This is a genomic window from Bacillus tequilensis KCTC 13622 (assembly GCF_000507145.1).
In the GTDB taxonomy this organism is placed as follows: domain Bacteria; phylum Bacillota; class Bacilli; order Bacillales; family Bacillaceae; genus Bacillus; species Bacillus tequilensis.
The window spans coordinates 14,319-35,074 of the sequence record NZ_AYTO01000044.1 but is presented as its reverse complement, the minus strand read 5'-3'; the positions used below and the strand labels follow the sequence as shown (position 1 = coordinate 35,074).

Annotated in this window: 9 protein-coding genes and 2 pseudogenes; 3 read left to right on the top strand and 8 right to left on the bottom strand. The window is 45.9% G+C overall.

All coding sequences use genetic code 11. From position 1 onward, the window contains the following. Nucleotides 1-3: 3 nt before the first annotated feature. The 3 genes and pseudogenes from V756_RS0121380 to V756_RS1000000124665 form a co-directional block, all read right to left on the bottom strand. Nucleotides 4-11,952, bottom strand: a complete 11,949-nt coding sequence (locus tag V756_RS0121380) for a non-ribosomal peptide synthetase/type I polyketide synthase (RefSeq protein ID WP_024716463.1) — start codon at nt 11,950-11,952, stop codon at nt 4-6. A gap of 19 nt (nt 11,953-11,971) precedes the next feature. Further along, nucleotides 11,972-13,174 (bottom strand): ACP S-malonyltransferase, encoded by a 1,203-nt coding sequence (gene fabD / locus V756_RS0121375; protein ID WP_024716462.1) that lies wholly within the window; start codon nt 13,172-13,174, stop codon nt 11,972-11,974. A 703-nt stretch (nt 13,175-13,877) separates the two neighbouring features. Continuing rightward, nucleotides 13,878-14,080: pseudogene (locus V756_RS1000000124665) on the bottom strand (6-carboxyhexanoate--CoA ligase); the annotation flags it as partial. 128 nt (nt 14,081-14,208) lie between these two features. Between V756_RS1000000124665 and V756_RS0121360 the strand changes: the two are divergent. From V756_RS0121360 to uptA, 3 genes and pseudogenes are all read left to right on the top strand, one after another. Continuing rightward, a complete protein-coding gene (locus V756_RS0121360) occupies nt 14,209-14,616 on the top strand; it encodes a GtrA family protein (RefSeq protein WP_024716461.1) in 408 nt (135 codons plus the stop codon). Next, a pseudogene (locus V756_RS1000000123790) lies at nt 14,606-15,187 on the top strand (hypothetical protein). Before V756_RS0121360 ends, V756_RS1000000123790 begins: the two are co-directional and overlap by 11 nt. Nucleotides 15,188-15,248: 61 nt before the next feature. Next, complete coding sequence (gene uptA / locus V756_RS0121350; RefSeq protein ID WP_024716459.1) at nt 15,249-15,845, top strand: undecaprenyl phosphate transporter UptA; 597 nt, start codon at nt 15,249-15,251, stop codon at nt 15,843-15,845. 47 nt (nt 15,846-15,892) lie between these two features. On the opposite strand, the gene nrnB is transcribed toward uptA, so the two are convergent. The 5 genes from nrnB to V756_RS0121325 all read right to left on the bottom strand — a co-directional run bounded on the left by nrnB (nt 15,893) and on the right by V756_RS0121325 (nt 20,746). Continuing rightward, on the bottom strand, nt 15,893-17,092 hold the full coding sequence (gene nrnB / locus V756_RS0121345; protein WP_024716458.1) for an oligoribonuclease NrnB: 1,200 nt from the start codon (nt 17,090-17,092) through the stop codon (nt 15,893-15,895). A gap of 170 nt (nt 17,093-17,262) precedes the next feature. Continuing rightward, a complete protein-coding gene (locus V756_RS0121340) occupies nt 17,263-18,798 on the bottom strand; it encodes an acyl-CoA carboxylase subunit beta (protein ID WP_081719957.1) in 1,536 nt (511 codons plus the stop codon). A gap of 10 nt (nt 18,799-18,808) precedes the next feature. After that, nucleotides 18,809-19,591, bottom strand: a complete 783-nt coding sequence (locus V756_RS0121335) for an enoyl-CoA hydratase (RefSeq protein ID WP_024716456.1) — start codon at nt 19,589-19,591, stop codon at nt 18,809-18,811. A gap of 19 nt (nt 19,592-19,610) precedes the next feature. Beyond that, nucleotides 19,611-20,510 carry a hydroxymethylglutaryl-CoA lyase gene (gene ldeG, locus V756_RS0121330; RefSeq protein WP_024716455.1) on the bottom strand — a complete coding sequence of 300 codons (900 nt, stop codon included), beginning with the start codon at nt 20,508-20,510 and terminating at the stop codon, nt 19,611-19,613. A gap of 14 nt (nt 20,511-20,524) precedes the next feature. Further along, entirely contained in the window at nt 20,525-20,746 is a 222-nt protein-coding gene (locus V756_RS0121325) for an acetyl-CoA carboxylase biotin carboxyl carrier protein subunit (protein ID WP_024716454.1), read from the bottom strand. Nucleotides 20,747-20,756: the final 10 nt, after the last annotated feature.

Below are 20,756 nucleotides of genomic sequence, written 5' to 3'. Positions count from 1 at the left end.
TCCCTAAAAGTTCAATTGAATAGAATCAAGCGCGTTCTCTTCTTCCTCAATACTTTTGCTCAATCCGATTTGATCGATCAGAATGTCCGGCTGTTCCAGAATCGCTGATAGGATGTGTAAATAGTCGTTTGATAGAATCTCGATTCTGCTTTTCTTAAACATTTTTTTCGAATATTCAAACAGCCCGTGATAGTTGTCGTGATCCGCCTGAATCGACAAGGTCAAATCGAACTTGGCAACCGGATGATGAAATGGATACGGCTTGAGCTGCAGGGAATCAAATGTCAATTCAGCCTGGTCGAGATTTTGCAGCACAAACATCGTATCGAATAAAGGGTTGCGGCTTGAATCTTTCGGAAGATGTAAATGCTGTATCAATTCTTCCAACGGATAGTCTTGGTTTTTATAGGCGTTCAGCATGTTTTCCTTTACTTCGTTTAAGTAGGCATCAAATGTTTTACGGCCCGCCGGGTGATTCCGAATGACTAACGTATTGACGAACATTCCCACAACTGACTCCACATCCAAATGAGTCCGCCCGGCAGACGGCGTTCCTACGATAATATCCTCTTGTCCGCTGTATTTAGATAAAAGAATCGTATAGGCCGCCAATAAAATCATATACAGTGTTGCGCCTGTTTCTTCTTCCATATGGCTTAAACGCTGTTTCAAGTGTTCCGGTATAACAAATTCGAAGGATTCGCCTTCGTAATCGCGTATGGCAGGTCTCTCATAATCCGCAGGCATATCCAGTACGGGAATGTCATCGTGAAACTGATCCAGCCAATACGCTTCCTGGCTCTTGATGTTCCGTCTCTGAATGTCCGATTGCTGCCAAACCGCATAATCTTTATAATGAACTGAAAGCGGGTCCGGTTGGTTCCCTGCGTAGAGCTGGCTCAGATCGTTCATCATAATATTGACGGACACGCCGTCAGAAATGATATGATGCATATCAACCACAAGCACATGCCGCAAAGGTTCAATTTCAATTAATCCCGCTCGCATCAGAGGCGGTTTGGCTAAATCAAATGCTTGGATGAATTCAAGCACACGGTCTTCCGCTGCTTCTTCGCTTGCTTGAATTTGTTCTATTGTAAATTCGACGCTCTGATGAATTCGCTGTGCCGGCTCACCTTCATATAATTCAAAGCTGGTCCGCAACGCTTCATGACGCTCGATTAATTTTTGGAAAGCGTCGTTTAACCGGTCGGGATCAACTTCTCCTTCCACGCTCATGGCACCCGTCATATTGTAAGTCAGCTCGCCGCCTTCTGCGTGACTTAACAAATACATCCGTCTCTGAGCTGAAGAAACCGGATAATAGGACATTTCCTTTGCGGCCGGGATCGGTACATATTGATTTTTGTCCATGTGTAACGTCTTTTCAGCCAATTGTTCAATGGTAGGAAACTTGAATATGTCTTTTAGAGACAGATTCACATCCAGCTCTTTTTGAATTCTGGCGGCTAAGGCCGCTGCGCGAATGGAGTTCCCTCCGAGATCAAAGAAATTATGTTTAATCCCCGCACGGCTTATTCCGAGCACTTCCTGCCATAAATCTGCGAGTTTGGACTCCGCCTCATTGCCCGGCGGAACATATTCAGCTGTCTGCTGCAGACTCGCTTCTGGCGCGGGCAGTGCCTTACGGTTTATTTTCCCGTTGGACGTTAACGGCATATCGTCCAGACGGACAAAATAAGAAGGAACCATGTAGTCCGGAAGCTCCGATGACAGTTGTTCCCTAAGCTGCGCAGCCGCTAAAGGCTTGTCGCTTACGTAATACGCGCATAATTGTTTTAAGCCGTCTTCTTCTTCTTTCACTGTAACCGCGGCTTTTTGCACCGCTTCCGCGTTATGCATCGCCGCTTCAATTTCCCCAAGCTCGATTCGGTGTCCCCTGATTTTGACTTGTTCATCAACGCGCCCAATATATACAAGATTTCCATCCTTCAATCGTTTAGCCAAATCCCCTGTTTTGTACATCTTCGCTCCCGGTATAAATGGGTTTTCAATAAATTTCTCTGCCGTTAAATCCGGGCGGTTCCAATACCCTCTGGCCACACCCGGGCCGCTGATATACATTTCGCCGATTACCCCGATCGGAACTAGGTTTCTGCTTGCATCCGCCACATAAATATCCGTATTGGCAGCCGGAGTGCCGATCGGTACAAATTCCCGCTTGTCCCGTTCTGCGTCGAAGTGATAAATCATACATCCGACGACAGCTTCCGTCGGTCCGTATTCATTGAAAATGTCCAGCCGGCCTTTAAACTGCTCGCTGACACTTTTGGCCAGACGGGTGCTTAAATTTTCTCCGCCCACAATCATTTTCCGTATTGCGGTGCCGCCTGCTATATTCATCTCCTTGATGACATGCAAATGTGCCGGTGTCAATTTGATCATGTCTATTCTTGTGTCCTTTATAATCTCAGAAAGCACGGCGCTTTTGTCCTCTCCATCGAAGACAATGATGGTATTTCCTGTAGCCAGCGGTGTAAATATCGAAGTCACCGTCAGATCGAAAGAGATGGAAGAGTATAATGGGAAGTTGGTTTTCTCACCCTTTACATAAACCTCTTTCGCCCACCAAATATAATTAGCCAGCCCTTGGTGCTCGATGAGTACACCTTTCGGATTTCCCGTAGAACCCGACGTATAGATCATGTAGGCCAAATCATGTGCATTGCTATCCAATTCAAGATTCGAGCGGTCCTCATGATATGAACTTTCCTCATCCAAAAGCACAACGTCACCATCATACGGTAATTGATCTTGCAGGCTCTGAAGTGTCAACACAACCTCCGCTTTTGAATCTCTCAGCATATATTGAATCCGATCTTCCGGATATTCAGGGTCAATAGGCACATATGCACCGCCGGATTTCAGAACTGCCAAAATTCCAACAATCAGCTCAAGGCAATGCGGAGAAAGGATGGCAACGAATTGATCCGCTTGTACGCCTTTTATCCGTAACGTCCGCGCCAATTGGTTCGCCCGTTCATTGAGCTGTCTGTACGTATACTGCTCATTGCCAAAAATAACGGCTGCATGATCGGGCCGCTGTGCCGCCTGTTTTTCAAACCATCGGGTTACTGTTTCCTTATGCGGATACGGCGTCTTTGTGTCATTACACTCCGTCAGCAATTGATGCCGTTCGGTTTCAGACAGCATAGGAACGGAAGACAGAGTCATCTCCGGCTGCTCCACAAGGCTGTTTAAAATGCCGGTATAGTGTCTGGTGATCTGTTCAATGGTGTCTTTTTCAAACTGTCCCGGTTTAAAATCAAAATGCATCTCGATCTGTTGTCCCGCATCTTCGACCGTCAGCATCAAATCATATAAAGAGACCCCTGGATTTCGCTCTTTCACCTTAAACGTACATTCATCGTGCCGGATTTCATGAAATTCAATATTTTGAAACACAAACATCGTGTTAAACAGCGATGTTCCCGTTGTTTCCCGCTGGACATTTAATTTCTCCACAAGCCTGTCGAATGGATAGTCTTGGTTTTCGAAAGCGTCAAGCGTCTGCCGCTTTACTTCTTCCAGGTAATCCGAGAACTTTCGATTGGCGTGCGGCTTCGTTCGGATTCCGATGGTTTGTATGAAAATACCGATGATATTTTCAATATCCGGATGATTTCTTCCTGAAGCAGGCGTGCCTACGACCATGTCTTCTTGTCCCGTATATTTGTGAAGCAGCACTTTGTAGGCGGCCAGAAGCACCGTATAAAGAGTCGTTCCCGCCTTTTTTGCCAGATCTTGCAGCGAACGGATGACATCCGGCTGTAAGGAGCACGTCACGCGCTGTCCCTCGGAAGACTGTTCCGCCGCTTTTGAACCGTCTGTCGGCAGTTGAAGGACCGGGATTTCGTCTTGAAATTGTTCCAGCCAATATGTTTCTTGCTGCTTCATGACATCCTCATTCAGCCATTGGTTTTGCCATTCTGCGAAATCTTTATATTCAAATTCAATGTCCGGTAATGGTTGTTGATGATATAAAGCCAGCAATTCATTTGTAAGGATGTTGACGGAATAACCGTCTGAAATAATATGATGCATATCGATGAGCAGCTCAGCCTGTTCGTTATCGATCTTGATCAGTTCCGCGCGAACCAAAGGAGCTTGTTCCAAACGGAATGGTTTTACAAATCGGTCTGCATAGGCGTCAAATTCGTCCCGGCTCATCGTCCGGATTTGAACGTTATAATCCACTTCATCTTCAAGTTTCTGGACGATTTCGCCATCTGCAATTTCAAAATACGTGCGAAACGCTTCATGCCGCTTCATGACTTGCTGAAGGGAAGAAATCAGGGCGTGCTCATCGTACTGCCCTATCATTGATATTTGCCCGAACATATTTTGAGCCAGTTGATCCGGCTCCATTTGGTGGAGGAAATATACTCTTTGCTGCGCCGGCGATGTTGGGTAATACGCTTTTTTCTCAGCAGCCTTTATCGGGAGGTGCATGACTTTCTTTTCATTCTCAATGAAACGCGCTAATTCCTTAACAGTCTGGTGATTGAAAAATTGTCCGATTAAAACCTTTTGATCAAATGTCTTCTGAACTTTGGAAAGCATAAGCGTCGCTTGGAGTGAGTTTCCTCCCAGATCTAGAAAGCGATCTGATCTGCCAACCCGCTCAAGGCCGAATAGTTCCTCCCAAATCTGCGCCAGCTGCCGCTCCGTTTCATTTGCCGGCGCCTCGTAGGCATCAGCAAAGTTTTCCGTATTGCTTACGATTGAAGAGACCCGCTTTTGGTGTTCGGCGTACAGTTCTTGTAAATCATGCTGTTCTTCATCGGAAAACATCACCAGGGCGTTAAGAGGGACTGAATCCCCCTCAACCATCTTTTGCAGCAATGTCGTAAAGCCCGCTCCCCACTTTTTCATGATCTCCGGACTGACGACATTCGTATTAAAATCAAAATCAAGAATGTATTCTTGATCCACATCCGTTACGTTAAGAAACAGATCGTATGAAATGCATTTCATAGGGTAAGCAACGAGCTCAGCTTCCGCCTTTCCGAAGTGAAGCTTTCGAAAAGGCCTGTCCAAATTAAAAATAATACGCATGTCCGGCACATGATCGTGCGGAAGTTCTCTGGCCGCCAGTGTCATCGGAACGGCTTGATGGCGCATTGCTTGATTCACGGTTTCTTTCATCCGGCCCAGATAGCCGGATAAAGTACTTTCTGAAGAAGCCGTGTTTTTTACCGGAATCATATTGACGCAATTTCCAATCAGATCATACTGTTTCATATGGGATTGACCGGCTGTCGGCATCCCGATTACAAGGCCCGTCTGTTTGGTAAGCCGGTGCAGAAAAAGGTGAAATGCACCAAGCATCGTTACAAATACGCTATTTTTCATCCGAATGCTTAAAGACTTTAAGGCCTCGCTTAAAGGCCGCCCAAGCCGGACGGTACACCGGTCTCCCTCGTATCCGTTCTGGTGGCGGGCAGAAGCGGCGCCCGGCAGGACTGCCTGCTGTATCGGTTCTGAGAAATGATGCCGCCAATACCGGACTCCTTCTTCATAATGGCCGCTGGCAATTTGCGCCTGCTGCCAGTTTAAATATTGGCGAAATGAAGCAGCGGCCTCTTTTTGCTGAATTGATTTTCCTTGTACGATTGCCGCGTAGCTGCTCTCCAGCTCTTGAACAAAAACGGCGATCGACCATCCATCAGCAATGATATGGTGAAACGTGAGCACAATCAGGTGTTCATTGTGGGCCGATGTAAGCACATGGATTCTAAACAAGGGCTTTTGTTCATAGAAGTGAAACGGCCGTTTGGCATCTTCAGTCAGCCATTTCTGAATTTCTGTTTCCCGCTGCTCTTCCGGATGACCGGTAAAATCAATGACAGGTATTTCTATAGTCATCCGTTCCTGCACCTGCTGTACCTCGTCATCGGGATGAATCACCGTACGTAAAGCTTCATGACGGTCGACGATATGCCGGACGGCTTGTTTTAATGGTGTATGCTGCAGTTCACCCTTTACTTTCAGCATAATGGACTGGTTTAAAGCTGCAGAAGCTTCATTTCCATAATGGGATGCCATGACCAATTGTTTTTGTTCATCTGAAAGCTCGTACGCCCCGGATTTGTTATGGCCGCCGTCATCAGGAGAATCCGGGCCTTCCGGAATAAATCCGCCTCGGCGAAGATCCTTCACCGTGTCTTTAACAGCTTGAATGATATGTTCAATATCATCCGCGGTATGTGCCGTGGATAGGAAGCAGTTGCGTCCTTCCCACACATAGATCCCTTTATAATTGAGATGGTAAAAGAACAAGTCGTTATCAAGCGATGAGACAAACCGGAATAAAGAACCGAATTGAACCATGCGGATAGGCACTTGCGATTGTTCAAAGAAGCGATTTAGCCGATCAACCAGGGAGGCTGTTTTTTGATTCAGCTGTTCATATAGGTGTTCCCCCTCGGTTTGTAAATGGCGAAGCACGGCTAACGACATTCTCATGGTAAGCGGGTGAGTATTGAATGTGCCGGCCACAAACGTGCGTTTCGCCTCATCTTGCGGATAGGAATCGTCCCCATACTGCCAGGTTCCCCCGTCGATCGCATTCATGAATTCAGCTTTTCCGGCAACAATCCCTAACGGCTGTCCGCCGCCGATGATTTTTCCGTAGGTCACTAAATCAGCCTGAATACCGAACCATTCCTGGGCGCCGCCGAGACCGATCCGAAATCCGGTAATAATTTCATCGATAATCAAAGCTGTTCCGGATTGCTGCGTGATCGCCCGCAATTCTTTCAAAAATGCCCGCGGCTGCAAATCCGGCCTGCGGCTTTGTACAGGTTCCACCAGTACGGCTGCCAATTCATCACCAAGGCTGCGAATCACATCGAGCGAATCGGGATTGTTGTAATGTAAAATAATCAAATCATCCATATAGCTCTGCAGTATACCCGGAGCCAGCGGATTCGCAGACGAGGCTCCGCCTTTAGTGCCGGCAACCCCTAATACCCCGTCAAACGTACCGTGATAAGATCCCGAGAAGGCCACAACTTTCTTTCTTCCTGTTGCCGCCCGCGCTAAACGAAGGGCAACCATGACAGCCTCTGTTCCGGAATTATAGAAAGCGACCCTTTCCACCCCAGTGCATGTGCGGATCCGATCGGCAACTTCTCCTGCGACATTCGACATTGGGCCGAGCGGAGGCAATGATGAACGGACTGAATCATCGATAACCTGTGTAATAAAGGAAGGATGGTGTCCGAAAAGGTTAACCCCGAATCCCATGGTGATATCAATGTATTCATTGCCGTCAACATCCCACATCTTGGAACCGTCAGAACGTTCGGCAATAATCGGGTACACGATTTCCTTCCAATATGAACGGAAGCTGGACAAGTTACGGTTATTTGCATGAGCAAATCGGGTGTTGTCCGTATACTGTTTGGAACCTTTCGTTTTATCTGCGTATTTCACGATGAAATCTTCTAAGTATTGTTTTTGCCGTGCGGTATAGTGTCCCTGTTCATGCAGGTTCTGAGGCCGAAAAGGAACATAAGGTTTCGTTTCTTGAGTCAATGTCTTTTCTGCAGTGACAGCCGGAGGCCCCTGCTTGACAGAAGGAATTGATTTCTCTTTTGCTTTATCGTGTTTTTTCACATCGGAATGATGACCGCCGTTTCTCAGCAAATTAAAGCTATTTAACTGAGCTTGCAAGGTGTCCTGGATTAATTGATTTTGAGAAGCGATTATTTTTTCGAGCATATGCCCTTGGTGATCTTCTCTGTGATCAGATTCAGGCTGTGCTTCTGGGATGACCAGTGTTTCCTGCGTCGGAACATTCTCTTGAGCCGGAGCGGATGCATGAGACGATGGAACGGTCTCAGCCAAGTAATCGATGACACTTTGAAGGTTGTTCATCGTATCAAAAAAACGATCCATCGGGATGTCTATCCCAAATTCATCCGCGATAGCTTTTTTGACCTGTGACAGCATGATAGAATCCATTCCGAGCCCGATAAAATGGGCATTCAGATCGAGTTCCTCCGCTCTGATTCCGGAAGAATTGCTGATGACAGTTTTCAGGAAGGATTCAATATGCGCCTTCGATTGATTGATGTTCAATGCGGCTTCTCCTTTCTCTTGGCCCTCGTTTAGGCGCAATTGGTCAGCTTCAGCCCAGCAGCGGTTCCGTTCAAACGGATACAGGGGTAATGGCGTTTTTTGTACGGTTTCACCGGCGTAAATGGCGCTCCATTCTATAACGGCTCCCTGCACAAATAATTCGGCGGCGCGATTCAGCCATGCGATCCGTTCATCATGCGTTCGTATACGCTGCTCCATCAGAGCGGATGCTTGTTTATTCAGCTCCTCTTTATGGGCAGGCAGCATTTCCTTCAAGTTCTTATAACCAACGTATACTCCGGGAAGATGTCTGTCTCCCTGGATTACGGAAGTCAGCTTGTCACATAATTCCTGCTTACTGAATACAATCATGGCAATACCATGATCCAAATGAGCTCTGCCCGTACTGGCTGTATAGCAAATGGACTTCAATGAAGCTTGGCTGTCATCCGATACATATTGCCGGTACTGCTGTGCGAGTTCATAGAGTGAATTTTCAGTATGAGCAGATAAAACAAATAAGTGCGGCTCATGTTCGTCCTCGGGTGCATCCTCACTTTGAGAGGTATATTCCTCCAACACCACATGAGCATTCGTTCCGCTAAAACCGAACGAGCTGATTCCGCCTCGCAGCGGCTCATCACAGGATGTGAACTCCGCAGCTTCCTGATTCACATAAAATGGTGAAGAGTGAAAGTGAATGAGCGGATTAGGTTCCTTAAAGTGTGCTAAAGGCGGGTTTTTCTTATGATTCAGCATGAGGACAGATTTGATCAGTCCGACGATGCCAGCTGCTTCAAACAAATGACCGATGTTCGATTTAACAGAACCAATCGCACAAAATTGTTTTTTTGCCGTGTATTTTTCAAACGCTTTACAAAGCCCGTTAAATTCAACCGGATCGCCGAGCTTTGTTCCGGTGCCATGCGCTTCGATGAAAGACAGCGTTTCAGGAGCAATACCCGCGTCTTTCCAAGCCGTCTCAATGACCTCAGTCTGAGCTGCCGGATTCGGTGCGGTAATCCCGGCGGTCGTTCCGTCTTGATTTATCGCGCTTCCTTTAATCACGCCGTAAATATGGTCTCCGTCGCGAACTGCATCCTGCAAAGGTTTTAACAGGACTGCCGCCGCGCCTTCACCCGAGCCCGTGCCGTCTGAATCTTTGCTGAACGTTTTCGTGTACCCGTCCGAAGATTCCATATCAAGTCCGATGCGGATCGGCAAGAGCGATGTCCGGATCCCGCCGGCCAGAGCCATGTCACAATCGCCGGAAATTAAAGATTTGCATGCCATATGAACGGCGGTAAGCGATGAAGAACAGGCCGTATCCACTGTGACCGCCGGCCCTTTTAAATTTAAGAAATAAGCGATCCGGCTGGCTAACACGGAAGGAAGATTGCCTACTATATATTGATGAAGTTCCTCCGGATAATTCGCAGAAAGGAGGCGTTCATAATCGTAGCCCACCTTCGAGTACCCCGCATATACCCCGACCCGGCTCCCGTTTATGCCGTCCCCGGCATAGCCCGCATCTTCAATCGCATGCCATGCAGACTGCAAAAACAGTCTTTGGTTAGGATCCATAAACTGAGCGGTTTTAGGCGCTAAACCGAAAAACGAATAATCAAAGCGGTCGATTTCATCTAAATAACCGCCCTTCACAAACTGATTCTCATTGAAGTCACTTTGGATGGACTTTAAATAATCCGCCGCATCTTTCAGCCGGGATGCAGGGTATTCTCGAATGCTGTGTTCTCCTTTTTCTAGCAAATCCCAAAAATCACTTGTAGTCGATGCTCCCGGAACATTGAGCGACATTCCGATTATGGCGATGTCTTTAGGCGTCACACGGGTTGGTTTCGCTGTCACGTCCTGCTTGATTTCAGCCCGGCTTTCAGACAGATATGCCGCCAAATCAGTAATAGAAGGATACGTAAAGAGGTCGGAGACGGCAAGCTCGCGTCCAAACCTCTGTTCTATACGCTCGGCAACCTGCGATAACTGTAATGAATTTGCGCCCATATCAAAATAACTGTCAGTGAGGTGAACCTTTTTCCCATCGAGCACATCGGAAAAGATAGACAGTAATTCCGTTTCGATTTCATGAATGGGAGTCTGTCCGGTTTTTTCCGGGCCGCTCTCCAAACATTCATTAATGGAGGCAGACTCTGATGAAAAATCCCCTGCCTCATACTGTCTGGCCAGTTCATATCGTTTCACCTTCCCGCTCGTTGTTTTCGGCAGCTTTTTGATCGGGAGGACTTCTTTTATGCTCCAGCCGCCCCGCTTGTATAAATGCTTTTTGACCTCTTTGACAAGCGGTGCAAATGTTTCAGGCGATTTTTTGAAAACAACAAAGAGCACGATTTCTTCGCTTCGCGTCTTTTGATCATATACACCGCAGGCGGCAACCCTTCCTAGCTCAACCTCTTCCATTTCAATCGCAACCCGTTCAATATCGTGAGGGTAGATATTTTTTCCGTTCACGAAAATAATGTCCTTTTCTCTTCCGGTTACGACTAGGTTGCCACTTTCATTAATGAATCCGAGGTCCCCCGTTTTTATCCAGCCGTCAGAAGTCAGCGCTTTGGCCGTACTTTCGGGGTTGTTATAATATCCTTGAGTGACATTGTCTCCTTTAATCTGGATGTGACCGATGATTCCGTCTTCTGCTCTTTCATTTTCCCCATTGGAAATTCGGATCTGACAATAGTCAATGGGTTGTCCCACTTCGACGAATGAAGCGCAATGTTCATCCTCTTTGCTGACCTTTACAGCTCTTTCACCGAGGTTTAAATAGTCGCGATGCAGATAAACGGGAACGAATTCATCCTCTGGTTTAGTGGACGCGGCGCCGACAGAAGCTTCCGCTAAACCGTAAACATTCAAAATGGCGGATCTTTTCATATTGAATGCTGCACATCTGGTCAAAAATTCGTCACAGAGCTCCGGCAATATCGGTTCTGCACCGTTTGCGATGACTCTGATGTGGGATAAATCCCAGTCCGGTTCGTTTTTCAAAAATTTAAGGAAGTAGTTGTATCCGAAATTAGGAGAGGATAGAATACTGGCTTTGTGTTCATGAGCTTTTTTCATCCAAAGCATAGGTCTGCGAATAAATAATTCTGTAGGCATCAGATGCTGATTGATTCCGACTAAGAAGGGAACAAGGTGGTAGGCGATGAGCCCCATATCATGCGTTAAAGGCATCCAGGATAAGAAAGAGTCTTTCGAGTCAACGGACAGGACATTCCGAATGGCGCACGTGTTATGTATTAAGTTGTGATGCGTTAACATGACTCCTTTTGGATCTCCTGTTGATCCTGAAGAAAATTGGATAAAAGCCAGTTCATCCGCATCAGGTTCATATAACGAAGCGGGGTAATCGTAGGTTTGATCTTGAATGATGTCAGATTTCCCGTTTAATTGCTGATGGAAATCTTGTAAATCGTGTTCTGCAGCGTATTTCTTTATTTTGTCTAATACTTTTTCAGAGGCAATCAGATACGGATGATTTAATATATTCCAAATGCGCCAGACCTTCAGCTTATGGTCATCATCTTCTCCGATACTGACCGGCACCGGGATCATTCCTCCTAATAAACAAGCCCAAAAAGCAACGACGAATGATTTGTTTTCTTGGATTTGAAATACAACTTCCTGCTTGGGCTGAATGCCGATATGCTGTAAATAGCCAAGAAAGCCTTTCGCCTCTTCAAACAATTGGCGGTAAGAAACAACTGTCTCTTTTTTATCGGATTCGATAAAACGGATCCCGCGATCAGATATATTGCTTCTTTCCCGAATGACATCGACTAAGGTTTGGAACTGACTGGTATACATAGGTTCCCTCCTGGGCGCTTTATTTTAAAATCCGCAATTGTTCATAAGCTGGAAGCTGTTTAGCCTCGCAAATTAAATTGCATAAATGGATCGAATGTTCGAGCTCTTGTTCTGAAAGCTCTTCGTCATGTCTTTCCATTCTCTCTTTCAGCTCTTGGATTTGCGTAAATAATGGCGTCGTCATGTTGGAATAAGCCAATGAATCCTTGTTGTAATTTCTCGCAATAGTGGATTGAATGATTAATTGATTCAGTTGTTTTTTGCGTAAACGGACAACATGTTTATTTCTTTCCGCTGAGTTGGAAAGCTGGTGAATATCAGATGTCTGTCCTAAAGGATAAGGTGCAATATGATTCGTTATTTTTTTCAGCAGACCGGATAAGACATTGTTCGGCCCCATTTCGATGACTTCCGTGACTCCTTGTAAAAGCAAGTGATGCATTGATTCCGCCCATCTTACCGGCATCGTCATGTGCTGCTTGAGATGTTCGCTGATCGAATTTCCGCTGCTGTATGGGCGCGCGGTGACATTTGAAATGATCGGCCATGCGGCATCCCGGAAGGAATACTGGTGTAATACAGTCTGGAATTGTTCGGATGCTGGTTGTATCATCGAACTGTGAAAAGGCGCACTGACATTCAAAAAAGTATGTCTAGCTCCCTTTTCCTCCGCTATCCTGATGACACGCTCCACAGCTTGCCGATGTCCGGAAATGACATGCTGCCGGTCTGAATTCATGCAGGCAACACCTGTTGGACATTCTTCCGTCGACACTTTCGAACATATTTCCTGCAATGTTTGAAGAGAAAGCTCAGTCACGGCGGCCATTGTCCCCTGCTGCTGGGGATCCGCATTTTGCATAAGAATTCCCCGCCGCCTTACAAGTGTAACGGCATCATGAAAAGAAAGAGCGCCGGCACAGACAAGCGCTGAATATTCACCTAAGCTATGACCTGCAAGAAAGCGCGGCTTCACCCCTATTTCCTGCATATACACTTTAAAAGCAATGACACTGACCGTTAAAATTGCCGGCTGCGCGTTCATTGTCTTTGTCAATTCATTCAAATCAGCGTCAAAACACAGCTTTTTCATATCCAAGGAAATCGCATCACTGGCTTCTTCAAACAATCTCTTTGCGAGCGCAAAATCATTCCAAAAATGTTTGCCCATTCCTGCAAATTGAGACCCTTGTCCAGGAAACAAAAAGGCAAGATTGTTCATGAGATTCCTCCGATCATATCGAATAGAAATACAATATCATACAAATTATGCCTTTATATAACATCCTAGCATGATTATAACAAATGTGTATAGAATACTTTTGGAGGGGTTATTGTTCGATTTTACGAAGGAACTGGATACATTTATTCATGAAATAGAAGATGGGGCTGCACCGAACAATCAGTCTTAAAGAAAGGGGATAAGAGCCGGGATAGAAGGCTGTTACCGACTCTTCTTCACTAAGACCTCCCCTCATATGTTTTAGGTCTATCGACATAATTGTGTCAGAAATTATACATTATTTATTAATTGTAAAAATTCATCTATGTATCTGTCGAGGATTGTAAATTGATTCCGCTCGATTAGATGTTGTACAAGGAATGGATATGGATGAGAAAAATCTGCAATGATGAAATATGACATAGAATGATATGAATGATCTTGCCTGGATACTGATTGATGCAGTAAATCGATCCACACCATTGCTGAATGCAAGCTGCATCTTCATAAGAGGAATTTATCATTAGAAACAAATTGTTTTGGCTGATAGGGAATCAAGGCGCGGAACCTCTCAATCTATTGAATTCCGGCTGCTTCTTCCGCTGATTTCTGTTTGCATTGTACTTCTTTATAAGACATTTCGTTATCATTCGCAAACCCCCTTTCGAAATCCGTCATATTTTGTCAACTTTTTGTGAACAAGGCTTTGATGTACGGCAATCGGTAATAGGGCGGATCGTTTTGCTCGGTTCATTAACGCTTTCAAGCTGCATCTGCATGGTGTCCGAGAAGCCTTTATGTAATAAGCTATCCACCGCTTCCTGTAAACGCTGTAAGTGATGAGCCGATCTCATCAGGAAATGTGTTTTCCGCCTTGTTCATGAAGGCATCCGGAGAAGCTCTCATTTCTTTTTCATGTTTTGTTCATATTTTATTAATTGTTTTTTCAACACTGTCCGCTAAAGTAATCCATATCAACAAATAAGAAAGCCATCTGCATCTTTTATGATGGGAGGTCAAAGCCGGGTGCCGTTATGCTGAAAGAAAAAATAAAGATATTAGGCCGTTTTTGTACCGTGGGTGTCGGCAATACGCTGATCGATTTTGGTGTCTTCTTTCTTCTTACCGCTTGTCATGTCCCTTATCTGCCGGCGCAGATCTGTTCCTATTCTGCAGGTATCACCAACAGCTATGTGTGGAATCGCAATTGGACGTTTGGTGTTAAACATAAGGCTGACGGGAAAGAGATCGTGCGTTTTCTCACGATGAATATTGCTGCCTCGGGGATCACCTTTTTGCTGCTTTATTTGTTTCAAAAAGGCGGCTGTTCGCTTTTGGTGAGTAAGCTCACTGCCACTATCGGCGGAATGGTGATGAATTTTATCGGAAACCGAATCTGGGTATTTGGAGATTCGTTGAAAAACATACAGGATCAGGAGTGAAGAGAAAAAAGTGAGAAAAGCGGTCATCCCCGCAGCTGGTTTAGGATTTCTGCCGGCGACAAAAGTGTGGCGGAAAGAAATGCTCCCAATCGTGGACAAACCAGCAATCCAATATGTTGTAGAAGAGGCCGCAGATTCGCAGATTTGGCCAACATTCATTACAACCGCGAGAAAGAGCCGCCCGGATTAGGTGATGCGTGCTGGGTGCGGAGCATTTTATCAGAGATGAGCCCTTAGGTGATGATAGTACGGTGTCTGAAAAACCAGCTCTACGGTAATTAATAGATGTATACGATGCTTTGTCGGCGTGCGGCCAGTCCACCCTGAGGATGTCAGCAAATATGGTATAATAAATACTTCTGGATCTCATGGGATGTGTATGACGTGAAGGATATAGTCAAGAACACCTTCAGAAATCGCCGTTATGGGACATTGGCGATAAGCTGGGCTGTTTTTTAAAGCGAGCACTGAAATCGGCTTAATGCGCCCCGATATGAGATCTCAGCTTTTGGCTTATTTAGAGGATGTGATCAAACGGGAAACGAAAGAAATGCTGCGAAAAAAATTGTAACCATCTTATTCGTTCATCAGTCATATAATAGTGAAAAAGATTAGGACAGGTTGTGAAGAATGTGGGCAGTTTGATAAGCGAAATTTTAACATGGCTGACGAGTATGGGATATGCGGGTATTGCGCTTGGATTGATGATTGAAATCATTCCGAGTGAGATTGTATTGGCCTATGGCGGCTATATGGTATCGGAAGGCACGATTGGATTTATTGGCGCCATTATTGCGGGTGTTATCGGGGGCACCATTGCCCAGATCTTTATTTATTGGATCGGGCGGTATGGCGGCAGACCGTTTTTGGACAAATACGGGAAGTACTTATTCATTAAGAAGCATCATATTGACATGTCAGAAAACTGGTTTCAAAAGTACGGCGCTGGAGTTGTCTTCTCGGCACGTTTTATACCGGTTGTCAGACATGCGATATCGATTCCCGCAGGCATTGCCAAAATGCCTTTTTCTAAATTTGTGGCACTGACTGTGCTTGCGATCATCCCGTGGTCTATCCTTTTTGTTTATTTAGGCATTCAGCTCGGAAGCCAGTGGGATCATGTTGAGAACATTGCGGGCACTTATACAACACCGATTATGATACTGGCTATTGTCGTGATTGCGCTTTATTTTGTGATTAAAAAACGGGCAGCCATCTTTAAACGGTAGCTAGCGGATATGCATAGGGACGGCTGATCTCCCCTATGCATATTTTTTTACCTGTGATGCTGATTTGCCAGCTTCAAATGCTCTGCTAAAAATGCGACAAATACTTCGTCCCGCACAAGCGATGCGGCATAATTTCTCTTAATAAACCATTCAGCTTCTTCAAACGCTGCGAATGTTTCATCCTGTGTTTCTCCGTTCATTTGGATATTCCACTCGCTGTCTAAAGGAAACAGAAAAAATCTCATTTGTTCCCGATTTTCGTATAATGATCCGTTCGCAGATCCCTTTACATTATAGATATTACGGAAAGCATCCGGCCGCACAGGATCAATTCGGAATGCTTCAGCCACAAACAATTCATATACGTCGTCGGTGATTGAACAGCCGGATGCCTTAGCATGTCCGCCGCCTCCGTATCGGCCGGCGATTTCTGACACATCGATGTAATCATGAATCGTGCGCAGGCTGACCCGTTTTGACCCCATGCTTAAAATCGCAATATAATCGAGGTGCGGATTTTCTTTTCCGAGCCTGTTTCCCAGCTCAGAATGATAAGATTCTGCGTGAACAATGCCCACACAGTGTTCGTGAACAAAGGTTTGCACCATTTCCCTTTTCTTTCTCCGGAGATAGCGCTCGATTTTCGCGTCTTCTAAATCAAGCAGCTTTTCTTCAAAATCATCAAAGAAAAATTTGTCATGCGCAGAAAGACGCTGAATCATTTTTTCTTCAAATTCATCGATTGACAGCAAAAAGAACAGATCATTAAGCCGCTTCGCCTGTTTTTGATCGTACCGCTCCCACTCCCAAGTATCATATTGGCGGACGAGCTCTGCAAATTGATCTAAGGCGTTTGTCGGTTTCATGAAGCCATTTTCAATGAGATAGCCATATAAAAGCGATGTCGCGGATGTGAGCCGTCCATCATCGTATTCCACCTGGACAAATCCCCATTCGTGCTCATTTAAATGAAGGGCTGTTTTATGATGGTCAATGAGCTTCGCCTTCCCGCCCGCATGAACATACTCATTCAATCTCTCTTCGTTTTCTTCGTTGACGGCGAGATCGGTAATGAATAACGCGTCTTGTCTGTTGCTCTCTTTCGCTTTCTCTAAAAAATACTGCACCTGTGCGTTTAAACTGTTGACAGAGTTATACCGGACCTCAACGTTTTTTCCGAATGCCAATTTTGCTACGATTCCGCACCCTACTCCGTCCAAGTCGTTATGTGAATATAAATGATACATAATGTAGGCCCCTTTTTATGATGAACTGACAATTGCCGCCAGAGATGCGGCAGCCTTTATTTACTATTCTAAAAAACATAGGGTTTTATGCAAAAACTGATTAGTTTACATAATGTGTTTATTGTAAATATAAAAAGAGCGCTTTTGGCGCTCCTTAAGTCTTTGCTTTTCTATACAGGATAAACCGGGTGCTTTCGGTTGGTAAATGTCATTTCCTTTGTCGAATATGCTTTAAGCCGTTTTGCCAGCTCATCACGCAGCGAATTAGCCGGGATCACGGCATCGACAATCATTTCTGAAGCCAGCCGGTAGATATTAATGTCCTCTTTGTATGCCTCGCGTTTGCTGCTGATAAATTGTGCCCTCTCTTCTTTCGGCAGCTCGGCGATTTTTTTCGCGTAAACGGCGTTTACAGCTGCTTCAGGGCCCATGACCGCGATTTGGGCGGTTGGGAGCGCTAGACAGCAATCTGGTTCAAAGGCCGGTCCTGCCATTGCATACAAACCCGCTCCGTACGCTTTTCGGACAATGACAGAGAGCTTTGGAACGGTTGCTTCCGACATCGCTGATATCATTTTTGCTCCGTGCCTGATAATGCCCGCTTGTTCTACCTTTGTGCCGATCATAAAGCCGGGGATATCTGCTAAAAACAGCAATGGAATATGGAATGCGTCACATAAGGTAATAAATTTAGCTGCTTTATCCGCTGAATCGTGAAATAAGACGCCTCCTTTGACCTTTGGCTGATTTGCAACAATGCCGACAGGCTGTCCGTGAATTCGCGCGAGGCACGTTATTAATTCAGGTGCGAATAAAGCCTTGATTTCAAAAAGTGAACCTTCGTCAATGACCCGCTCAATCAGCTCTTTCATATCAAAAGGCGCATTTTGGTTTTGCGGAATGATGTCGGCAAGAGGGATATCGAAGCGTTTTGGCGGGTGATTCTCTTGCATGGGCGCTTTTTCTTGGTAATTTGCCGGGAAGTACGACAAATAAGTCCGCGCCAAACGTATGGCTTCTTCTTCTGTATCTGCAAGAATATCCCCGCAGCCTGAGATTGAGCAATGCATACGGGCGCCTCCCATTTCCTCGAGAGACACTTTTTCGCCAATGACCATTTCTGCCATCCGCGGCGAGCCTAGATACATGGAGGCGTTACCGTCTACCATGACGACTATGTCACAGAAGGCCGGGATATATGCGCCCCCTGCCGCAGACGGTCCGAAAAGCAGGCAGATCTGCGGAATTCGTCCCGATAGTTTGACTTGGTTGTAAAAAATTCTTCCTGCCCCGCGTCTCCCTGGAAAAACATTGATTTGGTCAGTGATTCTGGCGCCTGCCGAATCGACTAAATAAATGAGCGGGCAGTTTAATTTTTCGGCTGTTTCTTGAATGCGGATGATTTTTTCAACAGTTTTTGCTCCCCATGAGCCTGCTTTCACCGTCGAATCATTGGCCATGACGCAAACGGTTCGGCCGCCAATTTTGCCGAGGGCAGTTACTACACCGTCAGCCGGAAGCCCGTCTGACATGCATTCCGCAAAAAAAGCGTCTTCAAGCTCAATATCATCATCAAACAAAAGAGCAAGCCGCGCTCTGACAAAGAGCTTGCCTTTTTCTTTGTTGCTCTGATGATACTTTTCCGCCCCGCCTTTTTGTATCCTTTCGGCCCGCTCTGTCCGTTCCTTTTCATAATCCATGAGCATGTCCTCCCTTTTATATGCCTTTGTATACAGCCCGTCTTTTTTCTTGAAACGCCTGAAGCCCTTCTCTCCTGTCTTTTGTCGGAATGGTATGTTCATATGCTTTTTGTTCAATTGCCAGACCTGTGGCGAGGTCTGTCTCCAATCCTTTATTGATCGCGAATTTTGCTTGCCGGACAGCGATCGGCCCATTGGCAGAAATTGCTGCGGCCAGTTCCTCTGCTTTTGGCATAAGGTTACAAGGAGCCGTGACATGCTCTACAAGACCTATTTCTTTTGCTTCATGTGCTGTTACGCGTCTGCCTGTGAAAATGAGTTCTTTTGCTTTTCCTCTGCCAATCAGACGAGGCAGTCTTTGGGTTCCTCCTGCCCCCGGGATAATGGCTAACCCTGTTTCTGGAAGGCCCAGCACGGCAGTTTCAGCTGCGATGCGAAGGTCGCATGCCAATGCCAGTTCAAGACCGCCGCCTAATGCGCTTCCGTTTATCGCAGCTATGACTGGATGAGGCAAGGCTTCAAGTAAACCCGCAGTTCTTTGAACGAGAGATACACTTTCAAGAACCTGATCTTCTTTCAGCTTGATCCTTTCTTTTAGGTCAGCCCCCGCACAAAACGCTTTTTCGCCGGTGCCTGTGAGGATGACGCAGCGAATGTTTGAGTTGAATTCAATTTCCTGAAGAATCGATTGCAGGCTTCTCAGCATTTCAGCTGAAAGAGCATTTGCCGCCTGAGGTCTGTGTAACGTGATGACGGCAATGTGATCATTCTGGACAGTAAAAAGAATCGTTTCTTCCATGTTTTTGTCCTCTCTTTTATCAGGATGATTTGAATACCTTTAGATTTCGGCTTGGCAGCTGTTTGCCCATTTTCTCTTCGATCCATTTGGCCGCAGATAGCAGCTTATCGAGCTTTACATTGGTTTTGATGTCCATCTGTTCCAGCATATACACGATATCCTCAGTTGCGGCGTTTCCTGACGAACCCGGAGCATATGGACAGCCCCCAAGACCGCCTGCCGAGCCGTCGAACACAGTAATGCCCATTTGGAGAGCTGTGACCATGTTGGCCAGCGCCGTTCCTCTCGTATCATGAAAATGCAGGGCGATTTGCTTGGCCGGAAAGCGTGCCAAAAGAGCTTCAAGAACGATTTCAACTTGGACGGGATTTGCCGCTCCAATCGTATCTCCAAGCGACAATTCAGAAATCCCGAACTCAAATAATGCTTCAGAAAGGCGGATGACTTGTTCAAGGGGGACATCTTTTTCGTACGGACAGCCGAAAACGGTTGAAAGGTAGGCTCTTGTTGTGAGGTTTGCTTTTTTTGCGTCATCGTTTACTTGTTTGAGGATATGAAGTGTGTCAGCAGTGGATTTATTGATGTTTTTTCTGTTATGCGTCTCGCTGGCTGACATAAAGACGCAGGCTTCGTCAATGCCTCCTTTAAGGGCATTCTCCAGCCCCTTTTGGTTCGGGACAAGTGCCGCGTACGTCACCCCTTTTTCACGGTTAATGCCTTTTGCCACGTCTATTGCATCTCGAAGCGCCGGGATCCATTTCGGGTGAACGAAGGATGTGATTTCGATATACGAAAGCCCAGTCCGGGAAAGCTGGTTGATCCAAGAGATTTTATCTTCTGTTGCGATCCATACATTCTCGTTTTGTAAGCCGTCACGCGGGCCGACTTCTTTGATCTTCACTTTTTTAGGATATAACATGGCCTTCCTCCAGATTATTGGGTGGAATCGATCAGTTCGAGCAGCACGTCTCCTTCATTCACGAAATCGCCCTCATGTCTTTTGACTTCTTTTATAGTTCCGCTTCTGTCTGCAACGATCGGGATTTCCATTTTCATAGATTCCAAAATGGCAACTTCCTCGCCTTTTTCAATGTGGTCGCCGGCTTTGACATGCACTTTCCACAAGTTTCCCGCCATTTGTATCTTAACTGTCATGACAGCTGCC